This is a genomic window from Sphingomonas sp. (genome assembly GCF_965200105.1).
Classification (GTDB): Bacteria; Pseudomonadota; Alphaproteobacteria; order Sphingomonadales; family Sphingomonadaceae; genus Solisphingomonas.
Map to the genome: position 1 here is coordinate 2,056,655 of NZ_CBDATN010000002.1, position 26,535 is coordinate 2,083,189.

Below are 26,535 nucleotides of genomic sequence, written 5' to 3' on the forward strand. Positions count from 1 at the left end.
GGGGATGACCATGAGGAAGTCGTGCGCGCCGATGCTGGCGCTGATGCTGGCCGTACCGGGCGCGGGTCGGGCGGAGACGCTGGGCGTCGATCAGGTGGTGGCGCTGTCGCAGGCGGGCTTGGGCGACGAGGCGGTGATCGCCAAGATCCGCGCGTCGGGCAGCCGCTTCGATCTCTCCGCCGATCAGATGATGGCGCTCAAGAAGCGTGGTGTGTCGGGGCCGGTGATCGCGGCGATGCTGTCGTCGGCGCCTGCCGCGGCCGCGCCGGGTGCGACCGCCACCTCGATGGACAGCCCCGATCCGGCGGTGGCGCACCCGACCGGCGTCTACATGCTCCAGGCCGCGCCGGCGCCGCACATGGTGCGGATGAACGCCACCGTCTCCAACCAGTCCAAGACGGGCGGCATCATCGGCTACGCGCTGACCGGCGGGATCGCGTCCGCCAGCGTCAAGGCGTCGATCCAGAACGAGACCTCGCGCGTGCACGCCGCGACCGGCCAGCCCGACTTCTACTTCTTCTTCGACGAGGCCAACGCGGACGGCCGGCTGACCTCGACGTGGACGCAGGGCGACGGCGCCACCATCCAGTCGCCGTCCGAGTTCACGCTGGTGCGGCTGACGAAGAAGGACGGCCGCCGCGAGGCGCGGGTGGGCAGCTTCAACATCGGCGGCGCCAAGGCGGGCGTGATGGACAAGGATCGCCTGGGCTACGACTATCAGCTCGTCCGCCCCGGCGTGTACAAGGTGACAGTGGTGAAGCCGCTGCCGCCCGGCGAATATGGCTTCATCTACGCGCTGCGTGCCGGCGCGGGCGCCACCGGGGCGGCGGGCGCGCGGGTGTTCGACTTCACCGTGGACGGCGCCTGAGCGTCCTTGCGTCCAGTCCCGGACAGGCCGCGTCCGGGATCGTACATCGCGCGTTCAAGCGTTCCGCCCGATCGTTGCGGGACAGGAACAGGAGCTTGCCGCCATGAATGCTTTTCGCCGTCCCCTGCTGGCGCTCGCGGCGGCCGCCGCGATGCTGCCGCTCGCGGCCTGTTACGACGATGGCTACGGCCCGCAGGGCTACGGGCCGCCGCCTCCGCCGCCGCCACCGCAGGGCGGCTATTACCGCGACGCGCCTCCTCCTCCGCCGCCGCCGGGTGCGGGCGGCTATTACCGCGACGCGCCGCCGCCGCCTCCCGGCGCGGGCGGCTACTATCGCGACGCGCCGCCGCCGCGTGGCGCCGACGGCTATGATCCGCAGCGCGAATATCGCCCGCGCGCGGGCTACGACCAGCCGATGAGCCGGCAGGACTATGTCTATCGCGGCAATGACGGCCGCTATTACTGCCGTCGCTCGGACGGGACGACCGGCACCGTCGTCGGCGCGGTGGCGGGTGGCGCGCTGGGCGCGATCCTCGGCGGCGGCGGCGCGCTCGGCACGCTGCTCGGCGCGGGCGGCGGCGCGCTGCTCGGCCGCTCGGTCGATCAGGGGCAGGTGCGCTGCCACTGACGGGTCGGTGATTGGCGCCACGGAGCGGCGGTTCGCGCCGCTCCGTGGCGCGAACCGCCGCCTGAGTTGGGCGAACGGGCGCGTTCTTCCTCTATGCGGGCGGTTTGGCACGGTCCCTGCAATCCTCTCCCGGTGCGCCATTCAGGCGCGTCACGAGGGAGAAGACCGATGCTCACCACGAAGACCATCCTGACGCTGGCCGCCGCCGCCGAACTCGCGCTGACGCTGGTTGCCGCGCCCGCCTTCGCCAACGCGCCCGCCCAGGTGCGCGTCTCCACCGCCGACCTCGATCTCTCCAGCCAGTCCGGCCGCCGCGTTCTGCGCCAGCGTCTCGATGGCGCGGCAGGCCGCCTGTGCGCCGACGAGCGCCAGCTCGACACCGCCGCCGCGTGCCGCCGCGCGGTGCTCGACGACGTCGCGCAGCCGACGATCGCGTTCAACGGGAACGCCCGGTGACGAAGCGCGCGGGCCGGTGCGCCGGCCCGCGCCCGTCGCGGCGGGCCGCTACAGGAAGTAGCGCAGCCGCACCGTCTGCTCGGCGGTGCGATCGGTGAGCGCCACCGCGGCGCGCGCGAAGCTCGGCGGGCCGAACAGCAGCCGGGGATTGTTGGAGAAGCCCACGCCCTCCGCCGGGATGCCGAAGCGCGTGTCGATGCGGCCGTTGTCGTTCTCGTCGTGGAACAGCGCGACCGCATAGTCGCCGCTGGGCAGATCGCCGAAGCGCAGCGTGGCCGCATCCGCGACGGGCACCGTCATCCGCCGCGCGGCGGGATCGTCCTGGCAGCCGGGGAAGTGGCGCGCATCGGCGGTGACGCAGACGCGCACGACTCCGCGCGCGGAGCGCAGCCCCGCGACCGCGACGTCAAGCCCGGCGAGCGGCGAGGCGCCCGGCAGCGCCACCAGCGCGAGCGCCAGCAGCGGCATCGTCCGTAAACGCGCCCAGCCCCGCGTCCGTCCCGCAAAGCCGATCCCAGAAGCGGAAATAGAGGCCATAATTGCACCCGTAACGCTCGTGATGACGCTGGTGGTGGCTCGCCGTGATGAGCCAGTCGCCAGCGCGCCCCGTCACCACGCGCGCGGGGAAGAGTTCCCAGCCCATGTGGTTGGTCACCCCCATGACGGTCATTACGGTCAGCACCAAGCCCAACGCCGCGACGTGGATCGGAATCAGCAGCACCAGTGTCGGGATTGCCACGGCGCCCGTCACCGCCTCCCATGGGTGGAAGCTCATTGCCGCCCAGGCGGTCGGCGGCCGGCTGGCATGGTGGACCGCGTGCATCGCACGGAACGCGCGCGGGCGGTGCATCCAGCGGTGCGTCCAGTAGAACCACGTGTCGTGGAGGAGAAGGTAGAGGGCGATCGACACCGGCCACCACCACAGCGGATAGGCGTGCACGTCGGTATAGACGCGCGTCCACCCGCGCGCCTGCCAGCCCCAGGCGAGCACGCCCGCCGGCACGCCGTAGATTGCGGCCGACGCGAGCGACCAGCCGATCTCGCGGCGCATCTGCGGGCCGAGCCCGGCGTAGCGGCCGGGATGACGCAGCCGCGTCGCCCAGGCGAAGCCGCCCGACACGATCAGGTAGCGCACCGCGACGATGACGCTCATCGCCAGTGCCGAGAGGGCCAGCGCGGAGAAACCGAGCGCGGTCACGCGCCGGGTCCGTGCGCGTAGGGGTCGGCGATGCCGAGCATGGCCAATGCCTCGCGCTCCGCCGCCTCCATCTCGTCGGCGTCGGCATCGGAGAGATGATCGTAGCCGAGCAGGTGAAAGGTGCCGTGCACCACCAGGTGCGCGGCGTGCGCCTCGACGCTCACGCCCTTCTCGGCCGCCTCCGCCGCGCAGACCCCCTGCGCCAGCACGATGTCGCCGAGCAGCAGCTCGCCGTCGTCGGAGTTCTGGTCGACCGCGTCGAGCAGGTCGCGCTGCACCATCGGGAAGGAGAGGACGTTGGTGGGCTTGTCCTTCTCCCGATAGTCGCGGTTGAGCGCGCGCACCTCCTCGTCGGAGGCGAACTTCACCGACACTTCGGCCACCACCGGCGCCGCGACCAGCGCGGCCAGCGGCGAGTGCGCGATCGCGGCGCGCACCGCCTTGTCGGCGAGCGCCGCCCAATCGCCACCGGCGGGCCAGTCCCCGGCATCGGTCTCGACCTGGATCATCGCCTGTCTTCCCGCATCGCGCCGGCCATAGCGGATGGCGGTGCGAAAGGGATGCCGAAATCGGACGGGAGCCTCGACGCCGCTCGATCGTCCACTAGCGAGCGGCGCACGGTCCGCGAGGGGACCAACGCGATGAAGAGCGGCGACGAGGACGAAGCGTCGGACGGCTTGTCTGACGAGGATGTCGAGAGCGTCGCCGAGCGGAGCGCCGGTTCGGCCAAGGTGGTCCACGAGGTGATCCGCCTCCAGGGCGACGAGGAGCTTGGCCGGCCGTTCGCCTCGCTGCTGTTCTCCGGGCTCGCGGCGGGGGTCGCGATCAGCACGTCGATGCTGGCGCAGGCGTTCCTGGCGGTGCGGCTGCCCGATGCGCTCTGGGCGCCGCTGGTCTCAAGCTTCGGCTACGCGTCGGGCTTCGTCATCGTCATCATGGGCAACCTCCAGCTCTTCACCGAGAGCACGATCACCGCCGTTCTGCCGATCGCCACGCACCCGACGGGCCGGAACCTCGCGCGGCTGCTCAGGCTGTGGCTGATCGTCTTCGTCGCGAACATGGCCGGCACGCTGCTCGTCGCGGCGCTCTGCGCGAACGCGGTGATCGTCGAGGCGGATCAGCTCGGCGCGCTCGTGAAGCTGTCGCGCCACGCGCTCGATCACGGTTTCGTCGACACGCTGTTCCTGGGGATGCCCGCCGGCTTCCTGGTCGCCGCGATCGCGTGGATCCTGCCCAACGCGCGCGGCGGCGAATTCTGGGTGGTGACGTCGATCACCTACATCATCGCGATCGGCGGCTTCAGCCACGTCGTGGTGGGATCGGGCGAGGCGTGGCTGGCGTGGCTGACGGGCGGCATGTCGCTGGGGCAGGCGACGGGCGGGCACATCCTGCCCTCGCTGATCGGCAACATCGTCGGCGGCACCGGGCTGTTCGCGGTCGTCGCCCACGGCCAGGTGCGCGGCGAGATCGCCACCGGCGGCGGCGACGGCTGAGCCGCCGGCGCGGCCCTAGATCGGGCTGGCGCCGTCTCCCTCATAGGCGTCGACGATCCGCCCGACGATCGGGTGGCGCACCACGTCCGCCGCGCCGAACCGGATCATCGAGATCGCCTCCACCCCCTCCAGCCGGCCGACCGCGTCGGCGAGGCCGGAGCGGCCGATATCGGGCAGGTCGATCTGGCGGGGATCGCCGCACACCACCATGCGGCTGTTCATGCCGAAGCGGGTGAGGAACATCTTCATCTGCGCGGGCGTGGTGTTCTGCGCCTCGTCGAGGATGATGAACGCGTCCGACAGGGTACGTCCGCGCATGAAGGCGATCGGCGCGATCTCGATCTCGCCGGACGCGATCCGCCGCTCCACCTGCTCGGTGGGCAGCATGTCGTAGAGCGCGTCGTAGAGCGGGCGGAGATAGGGATCGACCTTCTCCTTCATGTCGCCGGGCAGGAAGCCCAGCCGCTCGCCCGCCTCGACCGCCGGGCGCGACAGGATCAGGCGATCCACCGATCCCTGGATGAGCTGCTGCACCGCCTGCGCCACCGCGAGATAGGTCTTGCCCGTGCCCGCCGGCCCGAGCGCGAAGATAATGTCGTCGCGGCCCAGCGCCTCCATGTAGCGGATCTGGGTGGCCGATCGCGGCACGATCGTCTTCTTGCGCGTGCGGATCATCACGGCGGGCGGCTGGCTGACGTCCGTCCGCACGATGCCTTCCAGCACCGGCTGGTCCGCCATCGCGATCACCGCGTCCACCGCGCCGGCGTCGATCTCCTGCCCCTGCACGATGCGGTTGTAGAGGCCGGTGAGCACGTCGCGCGCGACCGCCGCCTGTTCCGCCTGGCCCTCGATGTGCAGCCTGTTGCCGCGCGCCGAGATGTAGACGCCGAGCCGCTGCTCGATCGCGATCAGGTTGCGGTCATATTCGCCGAACAGGCGGCCGAGGAGCTGTGGCTTGTCGAACAGGACTTCGAGGCGGGCGCGATCGCCGGCCTGGGCGGGGACGGGCTTGCGGCTCATGCGATCCCTTCGTGGCGAGTGACGGAACGGAAGGTGGCGTCGCGCGGCGACAAAAGCTAGCCGTCACCGCGCGCGGCCGCGATCCGCCGCTGCCCGAGGAGCCCCGTGCCGATGCGCGACTGGATGCGGACCAAGATCGGCGCAATCAAGCGCAACAGCCTGCACGCCAAGCTGGCGCGGATCGAGCGCGAGAGCCACGGCAGCCGCGCGACCTACGTGGGCAACAACCGCGTGCTCGTGAAGTGCGTCGCGGCGGGCGCCAACATCGCCTATTACGTCGAGGCGGACGACAAGCTGCTCTCGCCCTGGTTCATCATCACCGGACAGTACGAGATCGAGCCGACCAACTTCTTCCTGCGCGAGATCCGGCACGACAGCCACTGCATCGACGTCGGTTCCAATTTCGGCTACTTCACCTGCCTGCTGGCGCGCTTCTGCCCCGAGGGCAAGGTGATCGGCGTCGAGGCCGATCGTCACGTCTACGAGCTCGTGCGCGACAACATCGCGATCAACGGCTTCGCCCACGCGCAGGCGGTGCACGCGGCGGCGGGCGACTCGGACGGCGAGGTCACGCTGTTCCGCCGTCACTCGCGCTCGGGCAATACCAGCATCATCGCGGCCGATCGCGGCTTCACCGACCTGCTGGGCGAGGAGCCGGCGCAGCCGTTCACGGTGCGCTGCGTCCGGATCGACGACCTCGCCGACAGCATCGGCGGCCGCGTCGACCTCATGAAGATCGACGTCGAGGGCTCCGAGCCGCTGGCGATCGCGGGCGCCGAGCGCACCATCGCCGCGAACCCGGGGCTGTCGATCGTGATGGAGTGGTCGCCCGGGCAGATCCAGGGGGCGGGCTTCGACGTCGGCGATTTCCTCCGCGTGCTGGAGGCCAAGGGTCTTCGCGCCTTCGAGCTGACCCGCGACGCGATCGTGCCGCTCCCCTACGAAAGGCTCGCCACGCTGTCCTACCGATCGGGGATCGTCCTGCGGCGCTGAGGGGCGCGCGTCAGGCGTCCGCGCCCGCCGCGAAGGTGTCGCAGCGCGACGGATCGCCGCTGTCGAGCCCGCGCTTCAGCCACTCCATACGTTGCGCCGCCGAGCCGTGGGTGAAGCTGTCGGGCACGACGCGGCCCTGCGCCTCCTGCTGGAGCGTGTCGTCGCCGATCTGGTGCGCGGCGCGCAGGCCTTCCTCGACGTCGCCGGGATCGAGGCGGTCGCGGTTGGCGGCCGCCCACACGCCAGCGTAGCAGTCGGCCTGGAGCTCGATGCGGACTTGGAGCGCGTTGCTCTCGGACGGGGAGGCGTGCTGCTGCTCGGCCGAGACCTTGGGGAGGATGCCCGTCAGGTCCTGCACATGGTGGCCGACCTCGTGCGCGATGACATAGGCCTGCGCGAAGTCGCCCGGCGCGCCGAACTTCTGCTTGAGCTCGTCGTAGAAGCTGGTGTCGAGATAGACGCGCTTGTCGGTCGGGCAGTAGAAGGGGCCCATCGCCGATTGCGCCGCGCCGCAGCCCGACATGCCGTTGCGCGCGTAGAAGATCAGCGCGGCGGGCTCGTAGCGTTGCCCCTGCTGCTGGAAGATCTTGCCCCAGGTGTCTTCGGTGGAGGCGAGCACCTGGCAGGAGAATTTGCTGGCGGCATCGACGCCGCATGCCTTGGTCGCACCCTGGTGGCTGACGGCCGGCTGGCCGACGTTGGTGCCGACGCCCCCGCCGCCGCCGAGCAGCGACAGCGGGTTCATGCCGAACAGCATGGCGCCACCCACCAGGATGAGGATGCCGACGATGCCGAAGCGGCTGGCGACGAAGCCGAACAGCAGGCCCAACCCGCCGCCGCCCCCGCCGAACCCGCCGCCGCCTCCGAAGCTCTGGCCGCGCTCGTCGCCGACATTGTCGCTTTCCCGATAGTCGTCGAGGCGCATCGCCATACTCCCGTGTGCAGCCGCCCTAATGCGCCGTCCCCGCGCCGGTTGCAAAGCGAGCGGGCTTGGCCGATGCGTGGCGTCATGCTGCTCCACGGCAAGACCGCGCTCGTCACCGGCTCCACCTCCGGCATCGGGCTCGCCGTCGCGCGCGCGCTGGCGGCGGAAGGCGCGGCCGTCATGGTCAACGGCTTCGGCGAGCCCCAGGTGATCGCGGCTATCGTCGCGGAGCTGGCGTCCGCGTCGGGCGCGGGTGCGCTGCACGACCCGGCCGACATGGCCGATCCGGCGGCGATCGCCGCGATGGTGGCGCGCTGCGCCGCCGAACTCGGCGGGCCCGACATCGTCGTCGCCAATGCCGGCATCCAGCACGTCGCCCCGATCGAGAGCTTCCCGGTGGAGCAGTGGGATCGCGTGCTGGCGATCAACCTGTCGTCGGTGTTCCATCTCGCCCGCGCCTGCGTGCCGATCATGCGGAGCAAGGGCTGGGGGCGGATCGTCGCCACCGCGTCCGCCCACTCGCTCACCGCCTCGCCGTTCAAGGCGGCCTACGTCACCGCCAAGCACGGCCTCGCCGGGCTCATCAAGACGATCGCGCTGGAGTGCGCGCGCGACGGCATCACCGCCAACTGCATCTCGCCCGGCTATGTGTGGACGCCGCTCGTCGAGGCGCAGATCCCCGACACGATGCAGGCGAGGGGGATGAGCCGCGAGCAGGTGATCGAGGAGGTGATGCTGGAGCGGCAGCCGACCAAGCAGTTCGTGACGGTGGAGGAGGTCGCCGCCGCAGCACTCTTCCTGTGCCGCGACGAGGCGCGGCAGGTGACGGGCGCCAACTGGTCGATCGACGGCGGCTGGACGGCGCAATGAGGCGGGCGGCGGCCCTGCTGCTGGCGCTCGCGCTCGCCGGCTGCGCGTCGCACCGCGTGTGCCTGCCCGACGGCGCGGCCGCCGCCGGCCCGCCGCCGCCCGACTGGCGCGACGCCGCGACCGATCCCGATCATGCCAAGCTGCGCGGCGTCCGCCAGGCCTTCCTCGAAGGCCTCGCGGCGGCGCGCGCGGCGGGCTTCGACGGCGCGATCGCCGCCGAGGGGCGCCTGTTCGATCCCGATGCCGGCGAGGACGGCGCGACGCTGGCGCCCGGCGCGTACCGCTGCCGCAGCTACACGCTGGGCAGCACGATGCCCGGCCGCCCCGCCTTCGTGGCTGAGGCGCCGCAGCCCTGCGGGATCGAGGCCGACGGCATGCTGCAGCGGCTGCGCGAGCAGGGCACGCCGCAGCGGCTGACCGGCCGCGTCTACCCCGACAGCCCCGCGAGGACGGTCTTCCTCGGCACCCGCGTGCTCGCCGACGAGGCGACCGCCCTCCACTATGGCCGCGATGCGGACCGCGACACGGCGGGCGCGATCAACCGCGTCGGCCCGGCGCGCTGGCGGCTGGCGATACCGCGGCCGGCCTGGGGCGCGACGATCGAGCTGGTGGAGATCGTGCCGGAGTAAGGGAGGAACCGGCGCGCCTGCGGACCCGGGGTTGCGACGGGATGCGGCCTGGTGCGATGCCGCACCGCCGCCACTTCCGAGTGCTTGCTCCCAACCACATGAAGTAAGTCCCTTTAAGTTTCCCGGAGAGTACGATGGGTAGCGTGCGACTGCAGGTCTCGGATGGCGGGCACGGCTGTGTCGTCGATGGCCAGGATTGCGCCCGATCCGGAACCGGCCCCGAGGCGTTCATCGCGCGCGGCCCCAACGAGCGCAGGAACGCAGGGCAGTTCACCGCCGAATTCATGATGCGCGTGGCCGGTCACCCCGACGTCCTCGGCGATCCGCTCGTGGCGTTGCTTCAGGTGGCGACCAACGGCGGAGCGACCATCATCCGCGAGGAGCGCCTCCTGCTCTCCCACCTCGAGCAGGAGTTCACGCGCTTCTCCGTGCCGTTCACGCTGCACGAGGCGCGGGATGTCGAGTACCGCGTCTATACGACCGGCCAGGTCGAGCTTCTCGCCCAGCTGCACGTGGAGATCCACAAGCAGCGGCGCTCCGGCTATCCGCCCGTCGCGTGCGCGATCGATCGGGAGTGGAAGAACGAGCGGGAGTATCTCGACGGCTACCTCCGCAACGTGACCGGCGTCATCCATGTCGGCGCCAATACCGGGCAGGAGCGGCGCTATTACTGGCTGCTGGGCGTCGACGTCGCCTGGGTCGAGGCCATCAAGGAGGTTTACGAGGAGCTGGTCGACAACCTCTCGGACTATGATCGCCAGCGGCCGATCCACGCGCTGCTCGCCGACGTCGATGGCCGGACGTTCGATTTCCGGATCGCCAACAACAAGGGGGCGTCCTCTTCGGTCCTGCCGCTCCAGGACCACGCGACCATCTTCCCCGATATCGAATATGTCGAGACGCGGACCATGCGTGGCATGACGCTCGGCACGATGATGAGGCGCGAGGGGCTTTCCAGTTCGATCTACCAGGCGCTGACCCTGGATGCCGAGGGAGCCGAGGCCATGATCCTGAACGGCGCCAAGGACGTGCTCCGGGGCTTCCGGTACATCAAGTGCGAGGTCGCGGACTTCCCGGCTCGCACCGGCACGCCCACCGTCGCCGAACTCGACGCGATACTGGCGGAGGTTGGCTTCGCGCAGCTGATCCGGCGCATGTTCGCGCATGGTCCGGACAGGCGCGGCACCTACTGGGACATCGTCTGGAAGCGGATCGAGCCGGGCGTCCCGCTCAACGAGCCCGGCCTGAAGCTGCCGCTGGTGGCACACGCGCAGGACGTCGCGGGGTTAGAGAAGCTGCCGGGCTAGCGTCCTCCGGCGCGCTTCCGGGGTCCGGCTCCCGGAGCGATCGTGGCGCCGTCGCCGCGATCTTGCGCCCGGCGGCCCGTCACGCGCGTTCATGACGATCTTGCCGGTGGGTGGGACGGGTATCGCTCCCGACGCCGGCTGATGCAGACAAGCAGGAGATCATCATGCGCACGATCATATTGGCGACCGCAATGCTTCTATCCGGCACCGTCAACGCGCAGACGGCTGCCGGTTCGCACAACCCCGCGCTGAAGGACGGTTCGCCGCACCCCACCGCCGCGGCCGCCGCCGGTCGCAACTCCTTCACGCAGGATCAGGCGAAGGGCCGGCTCGCCAAGGCGGGCTACACGGGCGTCGGCAAGCTCGTGAAGGACAAGGACGGCGTTTGGCGGGGCACCGCCATGAAGGACGGCGCGAAGGCGAACGTCGGCGTGGACTATAAGGGCGACGTGGTCGTCCATTGATCTGACTGGAGAATCCACCATGACCAAGACCATCACTCGTCTCTACGACGATCATGCCGATGCCACCGCCGCCGTCTCCGACCTGGAGGCGCTCGGCATCCCGCACGACGACATCAGCATCGTCGCCAACAACGCGCACGGCCAGCATGGCGCGCATGACGGCGTCAACGATCATGGCGACGTCAGCCGCGGCACCTCCACGGGCGCGCTGCTGGGCGGCGCCGGCGGCCTGCTGGCGGGGCTGGGCCTGCTCGCCATCCCCGGGCTCGGTCCGATCGTGGCGGCCGGCTGGCTCGCCGCCACCGCCGCGGGCGCGGGCATCGGCGCCGCCGGCGGCGCGGCGACGGGCAGCATCGTCGGCGCGCTCAAGAATGCCGGCCACTCGGAGGACGAGGCGCAGGTCTACGCCGAGGGCGTGCGGCGCGGCGGCACGATGGTGAGCGCGCGCGTCGACGACAGCGACGCCGCGCGCGTCGAGGCCGCGCTCGATCGCGCCAGCAGGGTGGACGTCGCCGCGCGCGGCGCGGCCTACCGCCAGTCGGGCTGGACCGGCTTCGACGAGAACGCTCCGGCCTACACGACCGCCGAGATCGACCGCGAGCGCGCGGGCTACCGCTCGTCCGCCGATCGCATCTGACGAGGCGCCCCGGGCCGGCGCGCGCCGCCGGCCCGGGGCGAGTTCGGCGCGCCCGTGCGCGTCAGTCCACCCAGCCGAGCCCGATCTCGCCGTACAGCCCGCGATCCTCTTCCCAGCCGGGCGCGACCTTGACGTGGAGGAAGAGGTGGACGCGGCGGCCGAGCAGCGGCGCGAGCTCGGCGCGCGCGCGCGATCCGATCTGCTTGAGGCGCTGGCCGTGCTCGCCCAGCACGATCGCGCGCTGGCTGGCGCGGCCGACCAGGATCTGTTGGTGGATGGCCACCGATCCGTCGCCGCGCTCCTCATACTTCTCGGTTTGCACGGCGGCGGCGTAGGGCAGCTCAGCGTGGAGCTGGAGGTAGATCTGCTCGCGCGTCACCTCGGCGGCCAGCATCCGGTCGGTGGCGTCGGACACCTGGTCCTCGGGGAAGTGCCACGGGCCTTCCGGCACCCGATCCGCCAACCAGCGCTTGAGGTCGGGCACGCCGTCGCCGGTAGTGGCCGACACCATCATCACCGCCTCCGGCTGGAGCCGTTCGTGGAGCGCGGCCGCCAGCGCCAGCAGCTTCTCCTTGGGCGTCGCATCCACCTTGTTGAGGACGACGAGCTTGGGCTCGGGGCGCGCCGCCACCGCATCGACCAGCGGGGCGACGCGGCGGGTGAGCCCGGTTTTCGCGTCGACCACCAGCGCGAGCAGGTCGGCGTCGGCCGCGCCCTCCCACGCCGCCGCGACCATCGCGCGATCGAGACGGCGCTTGGGATCGAACACGCCCGGCGTATCGACGAGCAGGATCTGCGCCTCGCCCTCGATCGCGATGCCCATCAGCCGGGTGCGCGTGGTCTGCGCCTTGGGGCTGACGATCGCCACCTTCTGCCCGACGAGCGCGTTGACCAGCGTGGACTTGCCCGCGTTGGGTGCGCCGATCACGGCGACCAGGCCGCAGCGGCTCACCTGACGCGCTCCAGCAGCGCGCGGGCGGCCGCCGTCTCCGCCTCCTGCTTGGACGATCCGCTGCCCTCCGCCGCGTGGCGGCCGGGGATCTCCACCGACACGGTGAACTGCGGCGCGTGGTGCGGGCCCGATCGCCGCGCGAGCGCATAGGTGGGCGGGCGCCACTGCCGGCTGGCGGCGAGCTCCTGCAGCTCGGCCTTGGGATGCTTGGGCGCGCGATCCACGGTGCTGACGCGATCGCCCCAGGCGCGGCGCACGAAAGCGCGCGCGGCGGCGAAGCCGGCTTCCTGGAACAGCGCGCCGATCAGCGCCTCGACGACGTCGCCGAGCACGTTGGTGCTGTGCTGCGCGCCGTCGTCGCGCGCCTGCTTGCCGAGGCGGACGTGCGCGGGGACGCCGATCTCCACGCCGATCGCGGCGCAGGCCTCGCCCGAGACGAGCGCGTTCAGGCGGCGCGAGAGCTTGCCCTCGGGCTCCTGCCCGAACGTCTCGAACAGCCACTCGGCCATGGCGAGGCCGAGCACGCGGTCGCCCAGGAACTCCAGCCGCTGATAGCTCTCGCCGGCGTGGCTCGGGTGGGTGAGCGCCGCGACGAACGGCGCCGGATCGGCGGGAGCGTGGCCGAGCGTCGTCGCCAGCCAGCGTGCGAGATCGGCGTCGCTCATCCCGCCGCCCGGCCGACGCGCGAGGGACGTAGCCCGGCAAGCCCGGCCGCCGTCGAGAAGAGGATGTGTCCGGCGCGCCCCTCCACATTCTCGGCCGGCACCAGCCCGACGCCGCCCGCCGAGACAGGGAAGCGGCTGTCCTCCGACAGATCGCGATTGTCGCCGAGCACGAATAGACGGCCGGCGGGCACCGTCACCGTGGCCATGTCATCGCCCATCGACCAGCCCTGATCGATGACGGCGTAGCGGCGGCCGCCGGGCAGCGTCTCGACAAAGCGGGGCAGGCGGCAGGTGGCGTGGCCGTGCGCGACGATGCGGCCGTAGGGCGGCAGCGCGATGCCGCGACAGCCCTCGTCGCGGCCGAGCGGCAGCACGAAGTCGGCCGTCGCCGCGCGCGGCACGACGCGGCCATCGAGCACCAGCCGGCCGGCGCGCATCGCCACCGTGTCGCCGGGCAGGCCGATCACGCGCTTGATATAGTCGCCGCCGCCGCCGGGCGCGCGGAACACCACGACGTCGCCGCGCGCGGGCAACGCGCCCGCCAGCCGCCCGTGCGGCCACGGCAGCGCCAGCGGCGGGCTGAACCGCGACCAGCCATAGGGCCATTTCGCCACCGCCACATAGTCGCCCGGCACCAGCGCCGGCATCATCGACTCCGACGGGATCGAGCGCGGCATGACCACGAAGGTCCGCAGCGCCAGCGCGACGAGCAGGAAGGCACCGAGGATGCGCGCCGCCTCCGCCCACGCCGGCGCGACCTCGCGGCGCGCGCGGCGGCGCCGTGCGGGGCGGAGGCGGGACGCGCGGGCGGTCACGCCGTCGCTGTCGTCCGGCGTTCCCACCGGGTCAAGCGCGAGGCGGCATTTGCCGGCTCGGGGCGGCACGCCTACATCCGGGCCGCACGGCGGAGCCGACGACGGGGAGAGGCAGTTGAGCGAGTTCGATTTCGACCTGTTCGTGATCGGCGCCGGATCGGGCGGGGTGCGCGCCGCGCGTGTCGCCGCCGCGCACGGTGCGAAGGTGGCCCTCGCCGAGGAGTATCGCGTCGGCGGCACCTGCGTGATCCGCGGCTGCGTGCCCAAGAAGCTGCTGATCTACGGCGCGCACTTCGCGGAGGACCTGCGCGACGCGCGCCGCTTCGGCTGGCACGTGCCCGATTGCGACTTCGACTGGGCGACGCTGCGCGACAACGTGCTCGCCGAGGTCGATCGGCTGGAGGGGCTCTACTGCAACACGCTGTCGAGCCACTCGGTCCACCTGATCCGCGAGCGCGCCGAGGTGCGCGGGCCTCACGAGGTGGAGACGGCGGGCGGCGCGCGCCACACCGCCGCCACGATCCTGATCGCCACCGGCGCGCGGCCGGCGGTGCCGGACTGCCCGGGCGCCGAGCTGGGCATCACGTCGAACGAGGCGTTCCACCTGGCCGAGCTGCCCAGGCGCGTCGTGATCGCGGGCGGGGGCTATATCGCCAACGAGTTCGCAGGCATCTTCAACGAGCTCGGCAGCCGCGTCACGATCGTCAACCGTTCCGGCGAGATCCTGCGCGGTTACGACGATTCAATCCGCGACCGGCTGCTCAAGATCTCGGTGGAGAAGGGCATCGACTTCCGCTTCCACGCGCCGTTCGAGCGGGTGGAGCCGAGGGAGGGCGGGGGCGTGATCGTCCATGTCGGCGGGCAGGATCCGATCCCGGCCGACGTCGTGATGTTCGCCACGGGCCGCGCGCCCAACACGCAGGGGCTGGGGCTGGAGCAGGCGGGCGTGACGCTCGACGCGATGGGCGCGGTGCCCGTCGACGAGGACAACCGCACTCCCGTGCCGTCGATCTTCGCGGTGGGCGACGTCACCAATCGCGTGCAGCTCACCCCCGTCGCGATCCGCGAGGGCCACGCCTTCGCCGACAGCCAGTTCGGCGGCAATCCGCGCCGCGTCGACTATCACTGCATTCCGTCCGCCGTGTTCAGCCACCCGCCGCTCGCCGGCGTGGGGCTGACCGAGCGGCAGGCGCGCGAGCGGCACGGCGACGTCAAGATCTACCAGTCGGATTTCCGCGCGATGAAGAACGTGCTCGCCGGCCGCGACGAGCGCGCACTCTACAAGATGATCGTCGACCCGACCGACGACCGCGTGCTCGGCCTGCACATGATCGGACCCGACGCGCCCGAGATCCTGCAGGCGGCGGCGGTGGCGGTGAAGGCCGGCCTCACCAAGCAGGCGTTCGACGACACGGTGGCGCTGCACCCGACGATGGCGGAAGAATTGGTGCTGCTGAGGTAGTGAATGGCTGGAATGGTGGAGGCTGTGTGAGAACGGCCTGCGAGCAGTGGTTGAGCGGGGGCGGGCGAGCGCGAGGGTTTAGGCCTGCATCGCTGCCATGAGCTTGGGAGTGCCGAGGAGGGCGATGGCAGGCTTGATGTTGTAGGCGAGGGTATGGAGGCTCGCCTCGGTTGCGACGTTGTTCAGCGTCCGCGTTTTGAAGTGGCTGCGGCCCATCCAGTCCTTGAGCGTGCCGAACACGTGCTCGACCGTGCGTCGTCGGACGCGCATGGCATCGGGCCAGCGATCGAGGCGGGCCTGCATGGCGTCGATCACCTCCTCGTGTTCCCATCGTTTGATGCGCCGTTCGATGCTGGCGGTGCAGTTCACTTTGATCGTGCAACGGGAACGGCACGCAGGCGTCGCATAACCGTGCAGCGTCATACCATGCGCAAGGGTAGAGAAGCGTCGGGTCATCGTCTCGCCGGCCGGGCAGCGATAGGTGTCGCTCTCCGCCTGGTAGACGAAGTCCTGCTTGCCGAAGCGCCCGTCCGCCTTGGCGCCGGAGGTGAGCGGCTTGGGGCACACGGCCGTGATGCCGGCTGCCTCGCAGGCGAGCACTTCCGGCCCTGAGAAGTAGCCGCGATCGGCAAGCACGGTGAGCGCCTGCGTGCCGGTCGCCTCCGACGCCTGCCGCCCATGGTCGCCAGCGACGTGCGATCGTGGCTGAGGTTGAGGACTTCGTGCGCGACGACGATGTGGCTCTCGGTGTCGACCGCCGTCTGCAGGTTGTAGCCGACCGTTCCTGTGCCGGTGCCGGCGGACGCCATCGCGCGCGCGTCCGGGTCGGTAAGCGAGACCTGCCGGTCGGGCGATGCCATCACCGCCTCTTCCATCGCTTCCAGCTCGCGCATCTGCCGCCGCAGCTCGCCCAGTCTCGTCGTCAGCCGTGCGGTGCGCAGCTCGGACGCCTCGCCCTCCTGCCGGTCGGCGGTGTCGAGCATGCCGAGATAGCGCACGATGCTGGCGTCCACCTGCTCCATCCGGCGGCGGATCGTCACCGGCGTGAAGTTGCGGTCGCGCGCGTTCACCGCGCGCAGGCGGCTGCCGTCAACCGCCACCGTGCCACAGGCGATCAGCCCGAGCCGGCGGCACAGCAGCACGAAGCGGCGACACGCCGCCTGGATCGCGGCGCCATGGTCGCGGCGGAAGTCGGCGATGGTCTTGAAGTCGGGCGCGAGCTTGCCCCTCAGCCACATCAGCTCGACGTCGCGGCACGCCTCGCGCTCCAGCCGCCGGCTCGACTGCACCTGATTCAAGTAGCCGTAGACGTAGAGCGTGAGCATCGTCGCCGGATGACAGCCCGGCCGCCCCGTCGCCGCCGCGCCCTCGAAGCCGAGCGCCGCCAGCTCCAGCTCGTCGACGAACACGTCCACCACGCGAACAGGGCTGTCCTCGCCTACATGGTCGTCGATGCAGTCGGGCAGCAGCAGCCTCTGCCGCCGGTCGCAACCCTCGATGAACCGGCTCATCCCAGCCTCCATCAGCACCGGAACACTACCACATCACGGCGTTTCCATACAGCCTCGGTGGTGAGCGGTCACATGGCGGCGCGGGTTCTCGCGCGTTTCATTACGGCGATTGAGTTGATCGCCGCTCCCGCCGCGATGCCGGTGGCTAGGTGTAGAAGTAGAAGGATGATCGCCGCTCTAAGAAGTATCGGCGTTACCAACCAGCCGGCTATGAAACTCACGATGCAAACGAGGAAGAGAAAACCGACCGAGAGTAGCAACGCCAACTTAAATACGAGCCACGTGATGGCAGTTCTACCCCTAAGACTCACTTTCTCTGTTCGGCCGACCATTAGCCGTAGAGCAATATCGGCCCCGAGACTCCACACTATGAGCGCAGCCCAAAAGGCAAGTTCCCCGGAGGACGCAACGAGGTCAAACGGCGTCAGCCTGTAGCCACAGCAAAAGGCTAGAGCGGATAGAGCGAGCAGAATCGCTCCTCCGACAATCGCCGATAGTGTTGACCTTGTCCGGTTCCTTGCGTTCATGCGCAGTGGATGGCATCCATGGCGGATGTCCGCAAATGGGCGCCAGCCGCCCGGCCCCTCACGCCGCCGCGCGGTCCTGCCGCGCCTCTAGCGAGGCCCTGATCTCGCCCTCGTCGGGCACTCGCTGCTCGATGACGCAGCGCAGCCCGAGGCCGCCGAAGCCGTGGACGGGAATCGCCGTCGCCTGCGCGACGATCAAGGCGTCGCGCGTCTGGACGAGGCGGCCGCTGCCAGCCGGCGGCGCGGCGACCGCCATCTGCTGGCCGAAGACATGGTCGCCGGTGGTGGCGAACACGGTGCCGCGCGGATCGACGATGCTGATCGCGGCGTCGCTGCCGCCGACATGCGCGGCGGCGAGCATGGCGGCGACCTGCCCCTCCCAATCATATTCCAGGTAGCAGACGCCGACCACGCGGCCGTCCTGGCGCACCGGCGCCACGAAGATCAGCACGCGGCGATCGTCCGACCAGGGGTTCTCCCACGGCTCGTCGGTGAACCAGTCGTCGGGCGACCGGCTGTCGAGCGCGGTCATATATTGGGGCTCGCGGCTGAAGTCGTGGCGGCGCACCGCCGCGTTCTCGTTCGCGGAGACGGCGATGCGGCCTTGATCGTCGCAGACGAAGGCGTTGATGAAATAGGGCGAGAAGTGGAGCAGCGCGCGCAGCCGCTCGCGCGCGCGGCGCTCCACGTCGCGGTCGGCGAGGCCTTGCGTCGCCCCGGCCACGATGGTGGGATCGGTGGCGAGCATCCTGAGATCGATGGCGCGATCGTGGAGCGCGCGCGTGATGATCTGGATGATCGACTGGGCGAGCTCGGCGAGCCGCGCGCCCTCGATCTCGCCGACCAGCTCGTCGGCGATGCCCGCGCCCTGCGCCAGCCTGTCGAGCACGCCCGCGCGGAACGAGGCGGCGGAGGAGCGCGCCTGCCCGGCGAGCGCCTTCACCTCCTGCGCCACCACCGAGAAGCCGCGCCCCGCCTCGCCCGATCGCGCCGCCTCGATCGTGGCGTTGAGCGCGAGCAGGTTGGTGCGCCCGGCGATCGCCTGCGTCTCGGCGGCGTAGTGCTGCACCTCCTCGCGAAGCGTCGAAAGGAGGGAACGGATACGACGCGGCATGGGCGATACTCGGCTGGTAGCGGTCGCTCCGGTGCTAGCCGGGCAGTGTAAACGAAGCGTTGACCAAATGTCGCGGGACGGCCGGCATCTCGCGCGCGGTCGTCCGGCTGTCTCCCGTTCACGCCTCCCCTCCCGCTCGGGGAGGCGCGGAGCCGAGCGTCGCCCGCGCACGTCCTCGGCGACCGCCCGCGACGGTCCGCTGATCGGGCTGGCCCCGGCGGCCGAGCAGCCGCGCCCCGATGCTCCGCGTCGAAGCCTGGGGATCTTTCTCGCACGCCTTCTAGGTCGATCGGGCGGGCCGTTGATCGTCGCGTGGGCCGCTCCAGCGCTTTACGATTTTGCTAACCATTGCTGTGCGACAGCCCAAGATCGACCGTGATGAAGATAACCGCACCCTTCAGGAACAAGGCCGCTCTGGCCACTTCCAATCGCGTCCGGCTCTGGTCGTGCGCGCTGCTGTTCGGCGCGCTGATCGGCCTGCTGCACGTGCCGGAGACGGGGCTGCGGTCGTTCCGGTCCTGGGCGCGCAGCCACAGGGTGACGAGCCACGTCACTGTCCTTGCGATCGACGACAGGTCGCTCGCCGCGATCGGCCAATGGCCGTTCCCGCGTAGCGTTCACGCGCGTCTCATCGACCGCTTGTTCGAGCTCGGCGCGCGGCGAGTCTTCTACGTCGTTAACTTCTCGTCCGCCCAGAGCCCGGAGGAGGATCGCGCGCTCGCCAACGCTCTTCGCCGCCACCCCGACCGCGTCTTCCTTGCGACTCGCGCCGTCGACGGGCGCGATGGCGCGCTGCACATGGTTCGTCCACTTCCTGGGCTTGCTTCTTCGGCGCACCTGGCGAACGTCGGCTATTCTATCAGCGATGACGGCAGCGTTTCGACGCTTCCGTACGCCTACGCATTGGAGGGGGAGCGCTTCGATGGAATTGCGTCGATCCTCGCCCGACAAACGAGGTCGAAAAGTTCCAGTTTTCCGGTGGACACTTCGATCCAGCTGTCGTCGATCCCGGAGCTGAGCATGTCGGAGGTGCTCAGCGGCCACTCCGACGTTAGGATCCAAGATCGCGACATCCTCGTCGGTGCGACAAGCGACCAATTACAGGACATCGTGCTTGTCCATCCTTACGGTCGCATTCCTGGAACTCGTCTTCTCGCGCTCGGTGCCGAGACGCTTTTCGAAGGTGATCCTCGCGAACTCGGATGGCTGCCGGCTCTCGCTCTGGCGGCGCTCGTCGGCTTCTTCTCGCTCAGCCGCAGGAGTCGTCGGGACCGGATCGGACTGTTGGCGCTGTTCGCGGGCGTGCAGCCGCTGGTTCCGTTGCTGCTCCCCACTTACCTTTTCATGGACGTCCTGCCGGCGCTTGCGATGCTCCTCTTTGCCACAGCCGCCGAAGCGCGCAACCTTCTCAAGGACAGTCTACGCGAGCGTTCGACGGTCAACCAGATGTCCGGTCTGCTCAATCTCGTCGCGTTGCGCCAGCTTGGGCCCCAGAGTGACCACCGCCTCGTCGTAGCGCGTATCCATAACTTTGCGGAGGTGAACGCCGCCCTGCCGCCAGAGGACGAGAAGGCGCTGACTGCGCAGATCGCGAGCCGGCTGAAGCTCGGCATGATCGGTGCCAACCTCTATCACGGCGACAATGGCGTGTTCGCTTGGCTTGCCCCAGACGATAAGGTCGTGCTCGGCGAGCGGCTGGATGCATTGCACGCGCTGTTCCGCAGCCCGGTCACCGTATCATCGCAGAACGTCGATCTGGTCGTCACCTTCGGCCTCGACGGCGAAGACGATCGCTCTGTCGCCAATCGCCTCGGCAGCGCGCTCGTCGCCGCCGCAGAGGCTTACGCGGAAGGCGTCAGGTGGCGTGAATTCGACAAGGCGAAACTTGCCGACGCGGCGTGGAAGCTGTCGCTGCTCAGCCAACTCGACACCGCGATCGACGAGGGCGACCTGTGGGTCGCCTACCAGCCCAAGCTCGATCTCGTCACCCGCAAGCTGATCGGCGCCGAGGCGCTGGTGCGCTGGACGCACCCTGAGAAGGGCGCGATCAGCCCGATCGAGTTCGTCGCCGCCGCCGAGCAGCACAACCGGATTGAGAAGCTGACGATGCACGTTCTCGATCGCGCGGTGCTCGCCTGCGCGACGATCAACGCGCACGGCATTTCCTTCAGTATCGCGGTTAACCTTTCAACGCGCCTGCTCGAGAACCGTGCGATCGTGGACGCGGTTGCCTCCACGCTCGCCGATCACAGGCTCGACGCGGCTAAACTGACGCTGGAGATCACCGAGACCGCGACGTTGACGAGCGCGACCAGCCTCGACGTGCTTGCGGAGTTGCGCGCGCTCGGCTTGCGCATTTCGATAGACGATTATGGCACCGGCCTGTCGACCTTGGACTATCTGAAGAAGATACCCGCGAGCGAGATCAAGATCGATCGCAGCTTCGTCCATTCGATGTTGTCTGGAGGCAGCGACCTGCTGATGGTCAATTCGACGATCCAGCTCGCGCACTCGCTGGGCCACGTCGTCGTTGCCGAGGGCGTCGAGTCCGATGAGGTGCTGACTCGCCTAACGGAGCTGCAGTGCGATATTGCGCAGGGCTATCGGATCGGCCGCCCGATGACCTTCCAAGACCTAGCGCGCCGATTGTTGGCGGAGCGCCGCCGCGCCGCTTAACAGTAACCATTAATCGCTTGCTAACCATCGTTAATCGTGACAACTGTTAACCGCATTCGATTCGGATGCGAGCGAACAGGGGAAGCGACATGGCAAACCGCGATTGGGTTTCGGGCGCCGGCGTGAAGGGCTGAACGCCCACGGACGACCTGAACTTCCGCTACTCGGCGGAGCAGAGAGCCACCCGGTAACGGGTGGCTTTTTTGTTGCTGCGGGCGATCGCGAGGTCGCGTCGGCGGGACGTCGCCGCTAGAAGGAGGGCGGAGACCAGCCTTGACCGACGTCGCTCACGATTTCCGCTCGATCCACCATCATGGTCTCGTCCGTGTCGCCGCTGCGACACCAGCTGCAACCACCGGCGATCCCGCCGCCAACGCGCGCTCGACGATCGCGCTCGTCCGGCAGGCGTGGGACGAGCATGTCGACCTGATCGTCTTCCCCGAATTGTCGCTGTCTTCCTACGCGGTTGACGACCTCCACCTTCAGGACGGCTTTCGCGATGCGGTGCTGGAAGCGCTCGCCGCCGTGCTCACGAAGACGACCGATATTCCCACGGTGATCGCCATGGGCGCGCCGCTCGCGCGCAACGGGCGGCTCTACAATACCGCGATCGTGGCGGCGCGGGGACAGGTGCTGGGCGTCGTGCCCAAGATCTTCCTGCCCAACTATCGTGAATATTACGAGAAGCGGTGGTTCGCGAGCGGCCATGGCCTCGCCGGGCTGGAGTTGGACCTGCTCGGCGAGCGGGTGCCGTTCGGTGCCGACCTGCTGTTCGCCGCCGACGACGTGCCCGGCTTCGTTCTGGGCGTGGAGATCTGCGAGGATTTCTGGGCACCGACACCGCCGTCCACCACGCTCGCGCTCGCGGGCGCGACCGTGCTCGCCAACCTGTCCGCCTCCAACGTCGTGATCGGCAAGGCGCGCGAGCGCGCCCTGCTCTGCGCCTCCCAGTCGGGCCGCACCGTGTCCGCCTACATCTTCTCCGCAGCCGGGCCGGGCGAGAGCTCGACCGACCTCGCCTGGGACGGGCAGGCGACGGTTCACGAACTCGGCCGCGAACTCGCCGCCTCCTCCCGTTTCTCGCGCGAGGCGGAAATCACCGTAGCCGACGTCGACGTGGGCATGCTGACAGCGGAGCGGATGCGCTTCGGCACCTTCGGAGACGCGGCTGCCTTCGCCGGCCATCCCGAGACGCGGGTGCGGCGTATCGGCTTCACCCACGGTGTGTCGCGGGCGGACGTCGGGCTGAGGCGCGACGTAGCGCGCTTTCCGTTCGTGCCGGCGGTGCCCGCCCGCCTCGACGAGGATTGCTACGAGGCGTTCAACATCCAAGTGGAGGCGCTCTCCACGCGAATCGCGGCGGCGGGGGCGAAGCGGCTGGTGATCGGCGTCTCGGGCGGGCTCGACTCCACGCACGCGCTGATCGTCGCCGCCAAGGCGTTCGACCGGCTCGGGCGCCCGCGCGCCGACATCGCCGCCTTCACCATGCCCGGCTTCGCGACCGGCGAGACCACCAAGGGCAATGCCTGGTCGCTGATGCGCGCGCTGGGCGTGACGGCGGAGGAGATCGACATCCGGCCGGCGGCGCGCACCATGCTCGCCGACATGGGCCACCCGTTCGCGGGCGGCGAGCCCGTCTACGACGTTACCTTCGAGAACGTGCAGGCGGGGCTTCGCACCGACTATCTCTTCCGCCTCGCCAACCAGCGGGAGGGGCTGGTGCTGGGCACCGGCGACCTGTCGGAGCTGGCGCTCGGTTGGTGTACCTATGGCGTCGGCGACCAGATGAGCCACTATGCCGTCAACGCCGGCGTACCCAAGACGCTGATCCAGTACCTGATCCGCTGGTGCATCCGCTCGCGCCAGTTCGACGAGGCGACCGACACGGTGCTCGACGCCATTCTCGATACCGAGATCTCGCCCGAGCTGGTGCCGGCGGGGGCGGACGGCGCGATGCAGAGCACCGAGGATCGCATCGGCCCCTACGCGCTCAACGATTTCTTCCTGCACCAGATCGTGCGCTGGGGCGCGTCGCCGGCCAAGATCGCCTTCCTCGCCTGGCACGCATGGCGCGACGTGGAGTCGGGCGAGTGGCCGGTCGGCGTGCCGGAGGCGGCGCGCGTCGCCTATGATCTGCCCGAGATCCGGCGGCGGCTGGAGGCTTTCCTCCACCGCTTCTTCCAAATCAGCCAGTTCAAGAGATCCGCCATTCCCAACGGTCCCAAGGTTTCGGGCGGCGGCGCGCTCTCGCCGCGCGGCGACTGGCGGGCGCCTTCGGATGGCACGGCGGCGGCGTGGCTTGCCGGCATGGCGGCGATCCCCGACGCATAGCTGCGGATAGCTGCCACACTGCCGATAACAGTTGCTTACAATAGGTTGGGCTTGCGAGGCGCAGGCCTGACGATAGACCTGCGGGTGGCAAAAACGACGAAGTGAACACGAGTGGCGGCTCGTGCCGGACCAGCAGAGAGGACGCCACGATGCGAAGGAGCCGGTCGCGAGGCTAGCACGACCCGCCGGGCGCGTGTCCAAGATCCCGGCGGGCGACCCGGCCCGCGCTACTCCTCCGCGCCGTCCGCCAAGTCGTCGTCCGTGTCGGCGCCGGGCACCGGATCGACCGCCGGCTCGGCGTCGGTGAGCACGGCCTCGGCCTCTTCCTCGGTCTCCTCGATGCGCGCCGCGGCGACGACATGCTCGCCTTCCGCAACGTGGAAGAGGCGCACTCCCGCCGAGCCGCGACCGATGACGCGCGTGTCGCCCACCGACATGCGGATGAGCTTGGCCTGATCGGTGACGAGCATGAGCTGCTCGCCGTTATGCGCCGGGAAGCTCGCCACCACCGGGCCGTTGCGGCGCAGATTGTCGATGTTGGTGATGCCCTGGCCACCGCGCCCGATGCGGCGATACTCGTAGGCCGAGGATCGCTTGCCATAGCCGTTGGCGCAGACGGTGAGGATGAACTCCTCGCTCGCTTCCAGCTCCGCCATCCGCTCAGCCGGCAGCGTCACCTCGCGTTCGCCGTCCTTCCACGATGCGGCGCGGAGATAAGCCTCGCGCTCCTCGGCGGAGGCGTCGACGCCGCGCAGGATCGACAGTGAGATCACCTCGTCGCCGTCCGCCAACCGAGCGCCGCGAACGCCGGCCGAAGTGCGGCTCTGGAACTCGCGCACGGCGGTGGCGGCGAAGCGGATCGCCTTGCCCTCGCGCGTCGCCAGCAGCACGTCGTCCTCCTCCGTGAGCAGCGTGACGCCGATCAGCCGGTCGCTGGCGTCGTCCGCCTCCTCGCTCTCGGAGAAGCGCATCGCGATCTTGCCCGCCGTGGGCACGCGGGTGAACTGGTCCATGCTGTTGCGTCGTACCAGGCCCTTGGCGGTGGCGAAGAGGATGTGGAGCTTGGCCCATTCCGCCTCGTCCTCGGGCAGCGGCAGCACGGTCGAGATCGTCTCGCCCGCCGCCAGCGGCAGCAGGTTGACCATCGGACGGCCGCGCGCCTGCGGTGCGCCTTCGGGCAGCCGCCACACCTTCTTGCGGTATACCTTGCCGGCGGTCGAGAAGAACAGAACGGGCGTGTGGGTGGAGGTGACGAACAGCCGCGTCACCGCGTCCTCGTCCTTGGTGCCCATCCCCGAGCGGCCCTTGCCGCCGCGCTTCTGCGCGCGGAAGGCGTCGAGCGGCGTGCGCTTGATGTAGCCGCCGAGCGTCACGGTGACGACCATGTCCTCGCGCTCGATGAGGTCCTCGTCGTCGATGTCGTCGCCGGCGGCCGCGATCTCGGAGCGGCGCGGCGTGCCGAAGGCGGCGGCAACCGCGTCCAGCTCCTCCACCAGCACCTCGTAGAGGCGGGCGCGGTTGCCGAGGATTCCCAGCAGCTCGCCGATCGAGCCGGCGAGGCCCTTCAGCTCGTCGCCGATCTCGTCGCGGCCTAGCGCCGTCAGCCGATGGAGGCGCAGATCGAGGATGGCGCGGACCTGCGCTTCCGAGAGGCGGTAGGTCTCGCCGAGTCGCGCGTCCTCCACCGCCTCCACCAGGCGGATGTAGGGCGCGATGTCGCCGATCGGCCACTCGCGCGCGAGCAGCGCGGCACGCGCCTCGGCGGGCGAGCCCGAGCCCCGGATCATCCGCACCACCTCGTCGAGGTTGGACACCGCGACGACGAGGCCGAGCAACAGGTGCGCGCGCTCCCGCGCCTTCGCCAGCTCGAACTTGGAGCGGCGGGTGATGACCTCCTCGCGGAACTGGACGAACGCCTGGATGATGTCACGCAGCGCCAGGAGCTCGGGCCGGCCGCCGCGGATCGCCAGCATGTTGGCCGCGAAGCTGGATTGCGCGGGCGTGTGCCGCCAGAGCTGGTTGAGCACCACGTCCGGCGTCGCGTCGCGCTTGAGGTCCATGACGATGCGCACGCCCTCGCGGCTGCTCTCGTCGCGGATATCGGCGAGGCCCTCGATCCGCTTGTCCTTGGCGGCCTCGGCGATCTTCTCGACCAGCCCGTTCTTGCCGACCTGATAGGGGATCTCGGTGAGCACGATCGAGCGCCGATCGCCGCGTCCTTCCTCGACGACGTGGCGCGAGCGCAGCAGGATGGAGCCGCGCCCGGTGGCGTAGGCGGAGCGCGCGCCGGCCTGCCCCAGGATGATGCCGCCGGTCGGGAAGTCCGGCCCCGGCACGATCTCCATGAGGCGCTCGGGCGTGATCGCGCCGTCCTCGATGTACGCCTTGCAGGCGGCGATCACCTCGACAAGGTTGTGCGGTGGCACGTTGGTGGCCATGCCCACCGCGATCCCGCCGGCGCCGTTGACGAGCAGGTTGGGGAAGCGCGCGGGCAGCACGACAGGCTCGCTCTCCGAGCCGTCATAGTTGGGCTGGAAGTCGACCGTGTCCTTGTCGATGTCCTCCAGCAGCGCGGTGGCCGATCGCGCCAGCCGCGCCTCGGTGTAGCGCATCGCCGCCGGCGGATCGGGGTCCATCGAGCCGAAATTGCCCTGGCCGTCGATCAGCGGCAGCCGCATCGACCAGTCCTGCGTCATCCGCGCCAGCGCATCGTAGATCGAGCTGTCGCCGTGCGGGTGGTACTTGCCCATCACGTCGCCGACGAGGCGGGCGGACTTGCGATAGGGCCGCCCGGCGACGAACCCGCTCTCCTGCGCGCCGTAGAGGATGCGGCGGTGGACCGGCTTGAGCCCGTCGCGCACGTCGGGCAGCGCGCGCGCGACGATCACCGACATCGCGTAATCGAGGTAGCTCGTCTTCATCTCGTCGACGATCGAGACGGGCGAGATATCGGCGGTGTCGGGGGGCGGGGGCGCGCTGGCCAAGGCGATGATG

23 protein-coding genes and 1 pseudogene are annotated in these 26,535 nt (G+C 70.0%); 13 read left to right on the top strand and 11 right to left on the bottom strand.

Translation table 11 applies throughout. From position 1 onward, the window contains the following. Window positions 1–10: 10 nt before the first annotated feature. From ACOFKX_RS11580 to ACOFKX_RS11590, 3 genes are all read left to right on the top strand, one after another. Window positions 11–868: a hypothetical protein gene (locus ACOFKX_RS11580; RefSeq protein ID WP_419827129.1), complete on the top strand. Its 858-nt coding sequence runs from the start codon at window positions 11–13 to the stop codon at window positions 866–868. 103 nt (window positions 869–971) lie between these two features. Further along, a complete protein-coding gene (locus ACOFKX_RS11585) occupies window positions 972–1,496 on the top strand; it encodes a hypothetical protein (protein ID WP_419827130.1) in 525 nt (174 codons plus the stop codon). A 168-nt stretch (window positions 1,497–1,664) separates the two neighbouring features. After that, window positions 1,665–1,952 carry a UrcA family protein gene (locus tag ACOFKX_RS11590; protein ID WP_419827131.1) on the top strand — a complete coding sequence of 96 codons (288 nt, stop codon included), beginning with the start codon at window positions 1,665–1,667 and terminating at the stop codon, window positions 1,950–1,952. A gap of 48 nt (window positions 1,953–2,000) precedes the next feature. On the opposite strand, the gene ACOFKX_RS11595 is transcribed toward ACOFKX_RS11590, so the two are convergent. From ACOFKX_RS11595 to ybeY, 3 genes are read right to left on the bottom strand one after another with little or no spacing between them, the layout of a single operon-like run. Beyond that, a complete protein-coding gene (locus ACOFKX_RS11595) occupies window positions 2,001–2,420 on the bottom strand; it encodes a DUF2141 domain-containing protein (protein WP_419827132.1) in 420 nt (139 codons plus the stop codon). Then, complete coding sequence (locus ACOFKX_RS11600; protein WP_419827416.1) at window positions 2,359–3,105, bottom strand: sterol desaturase family protein; 747 nt, start codon at window positions 3,103–3,105, stop codon at window positions 2,359–2,361. Before ACOFKX_RS11600 ends, ACOFKX_RS11595 begins: the two co-directional genes overlap by 62 nt. A 41-nt stretch (window positions 3,106–3,146) precedes the next feature. Beyond that, the gene (gene ybeY, locus ACOFKX_RS11605; protein WP_419827133.1) at window positions 3,147–3,659 is read right to left on the bottom strand and encodes an rRNA maturation RNase YbeY; all 513 of its coding nucleotides are present in this window, start codon (window positions 3,657–3,659) and stop codon (window positions 3,147–3,149) included. A gap of 132 nt (window positions 3,660–3,791) precedes the next feature. Between ybeY and ACOFKX_RS11610 the strand changes: the two genes are divergently transcribed. Continuing rightward, on the top strand, window positions 3,792–4,643 hold the full coding sequence (locus ACOFKX_RS11610) for a formate/nitrite transporter family protein (RefSeq protein WP_419827134.1): 852 nt from the start codon (window positions 3,792–3,794) through the stop codon (window positions 4,641–4,643). A gap of 15 nt (window positions 4,644–4,658) precedes the next feature. On the opposite strand, the gene ACOFKX_RS11615 is transcribed toward ACOFKX_RS11610, so the two are convergent. After that, window positions 4,659–5,663: a PhoH family protein gene (locus tag ACOFKX_RS11615; RefSeq protein WP_419827135.1), complete on the bottom strand. Its 1,005-nt coding sequence runs from the start codon at window positions 5,661–5,663 to the stop codon at window positions 4,659–4,661. A 111-nt stretch (window positions 5,664–5,774) separates the two neighbouring features. On the opposite strand from ACOFKX_RS11615, the gene ACOFKX_RS11620 reads away from it, so the two are divergent. After that, window positions 5,775–6,656 carry an FkbM family methyltransferase gene (locus ACOFKX_RS11620; protein ID WP_419827417.1) on the top strand — a complete coding sequence of 294 codons (882 nt, stop codon included), beginning with the start codon at window positions 5,775–5,777 and terminating at the stop codon, window positions 6,654–6,656. 10 nt (window positions 6,657–6,666) lie between these two features. Here the strand turns inward: ACOFKX_RS11620 and ACOFKX_RS11625 are convergent, their stop codons facing one another. Then, the gene (locus ACOFKX_RS11625) at window positions 6,667–7,581 is read right to left on the bottom strand and encodes a neutral zinc metallopeptidase (RefSeq protein ID WP_419827136.1); all 915 of its coding nucleotides are present in this window, start codon (window positions 7,579–7,581) and stop codon (window positions 6,667–6,669) included. Window positions 7,582–7,665: 84 nt separating this feature from the next. Here ACOFKX_RS11625 and ACOFKX_RS11630 point away from each other — a divergent pair, with 84 nt between their 5' ends. The 5 genes from ACOFKX_RS11630 (at window position 7,666) to ACOFKX_RS11650 (ending at window position 11,488) form a co-directional block, all read left to right on the top strand. Then, window positions 7,666–8,451, top strand: coding sequence for a 3-hydroxybutyrate dehydrogenase (locus ACOFKX_RS11630; RefSeq protein ID WP_419827418.1), 786 nt, complete (start codon window positions 7,666–7,668; stop codon window positions 8,449–8,451). Further along, entirely contained in the window at window positions 8,448–9,080 is a 633-nt protein-coding gene (locus tag ACOFKX_RS11635; protein ID WP_419827137.1) for a DUF4893 domain-containing protein, read from the top strand. Before ACOFKX_RS11630 ends, ACOFKX_RS11635 begins: the two co-directional genes overlap by 4 nt. Before the next feature lie 134 nt (window positions 9,081–9,214). After that, window positions 9,215–10,387, top strand: coding sequence for an FkbM family methyltransferase (locus ACOFKX_RS11640; protein ID WP_419827138.1), 1,173 nt, complete (start codon window positions 9,215–9,217; stop codon window positions 10,385–10,387). Window positions 10,388–10,551: 164 nt separating this feature from the next. Next, the gene (locus ACOFKX_RS11645; protein WP_419827139.1) at window positions 10,552–10,851 is read left to right on the top strand and encodes a hypothetical protein; all 300 of its coding nucleotides are present in this window, start codon (window positions 10,552–10,554) and stop codon (window positions 10,849–10,851) included. A 19-nt stretch (window positions 10,852–10,870) separates the two neighbouring features. Continuing rightward, the gene (locus ACOFKX_RS11650; protein ID WP_419827140.1) at window positions 10,871–11,488 is read left to right on the top strand and encodes a general stress protein; all 618 of its coding nucleotides are present in this window, start codon (window positions 10,871–10,873) and stop codon (window positions 11,486–11,488) included. Between the two features lie 61 nt (window positions 11,489–11,549). On the opposite strand, the gene era is transcribed toward ACOFKX_RS11650, so the two are convergent. From era to lepB, 3 genes are read right to left on the bottom strand one after another with little or no spacing between them, the layout of a single operon-like run. Further along, window positions 11,550–12,440, bottom strand: coding sequence for a GTPase Era (gene era / locus ACOFKX_RS11655; protein WP_419827141.1), 891 nt, complete (start codon window positions 12,438–12,440; stop codon window positions 11,550–11,552). Continuing rightward, complete coding sequence (gene rnc / locus ACOFKX_RS11660) at window positions 12,437–13,105, bottom strand: ribonuclease III (protein WP_419827142.1); 669 nt, start codon at window positions 13,103–13,105, stop codon at window positions 12,437–12,439. The genes era and rnc overlap by 4 nt, the downstream gene beginning before the upstream one ends. After that, complete coding sequence (gene lepB / locus ACOFKX_RS11665) at window positions 13,102–13,989, bottom strand: signal peptidase I (RefSeq protein ID WP_419827143.1); 888 nt, start codon at window positions 13,987–13,989, stop codon at window positions 13,102–13,104. Before lepB ends, rnc begins: the two co-directional genes overlap by 4 nt. A gap of 46 nt (window positions 13,990–14,035) precedes the next feature. Between lepB and gorA the strand changes: the two genes are divergently transcribed. Further along, on the top strand, window positions 14,036–15,382 hold the full coding sequence (gorA, locus tag ACOFKX_RS11670; protein WP_419827144.1) for a glutathione-disulfide reductase: 1,347 nt from the start codon (window positions 14,036–14,038) through the stop codon (window positions 15,380–15,382). Between the two features lie 78 nt (window positions 15,383–15,460). Here gorA and ACOFKX_RS11675 read toward each other — a convergent pair. Together ACOFKX_RS11675 and ACOFKX_RS11680 are read right to left on the bottom strand one after the other, a co-directional pair. Beyond that, window positions 15,461–16,893 (bottom strand): annotated as a pseudogene (locus tag ACOFKX_RS11675) (IS1182 family transposase). Window positions 16,894–17,478: 585 nt separating this feature from the next. After that, window positions 17,479–18,534, bottom strand: a complete 1,056-nt coding sequence (locus ACOFKX_RS11680) for a methyl-accepting chemotaxis protein (protein WP_419827145.1) — start codon at window positions 18,532–18,534, stop codon at window positions 17,479–17,481. Between the two features lie 378 nt (window positions 18,535–18,912). On the opposite strand from ACOFKX_RS11680, the gene ACOFKX_RS11685 reads away from it, so the two are divergent. Then, a complete protein-coding gene (locus ACOFKX_RS11685; protein WP_419827146.1) occupies window positions 18,913–21,210 on the top strand; it encodes an EAL domain-containing protein in 2,298 nt (765 codons plus the stop codon). A 273-nt stretch (window positions 21,211–21,483) separates the two neighbouring features. Beyond that, window positions 21,484–23,541: an NAD(+) synthase gene (locus tag ACOFKX_RS11690; protein ID WP_419827147.1), complete on the top strand. Its 2,058-nt coding sequence runs from the start codon at window positions 21,484–21,486 to the stop codon at window positions 23,539–23,541. A 227-nt stretch (window positions 23,542–23,768) separates the two neighbouring features. Here the strand turns inward: ACOFKX_RS11690 and gyrA are convergent, their stop codons facing one another. Next, window positions 23,769–26,525, bottom strand: a complete 2,757-nt coding sequence (gyrA, locus tag ACOFKX_RS11695) for a DNA gyrase subunit A (protein WP_419827148.1) — start codon at window positions 26,523–26,525, stop codon at window positions 23,769–23,771. Window positions 26,526–26,535: the final 10 nt, after the last annotated feature.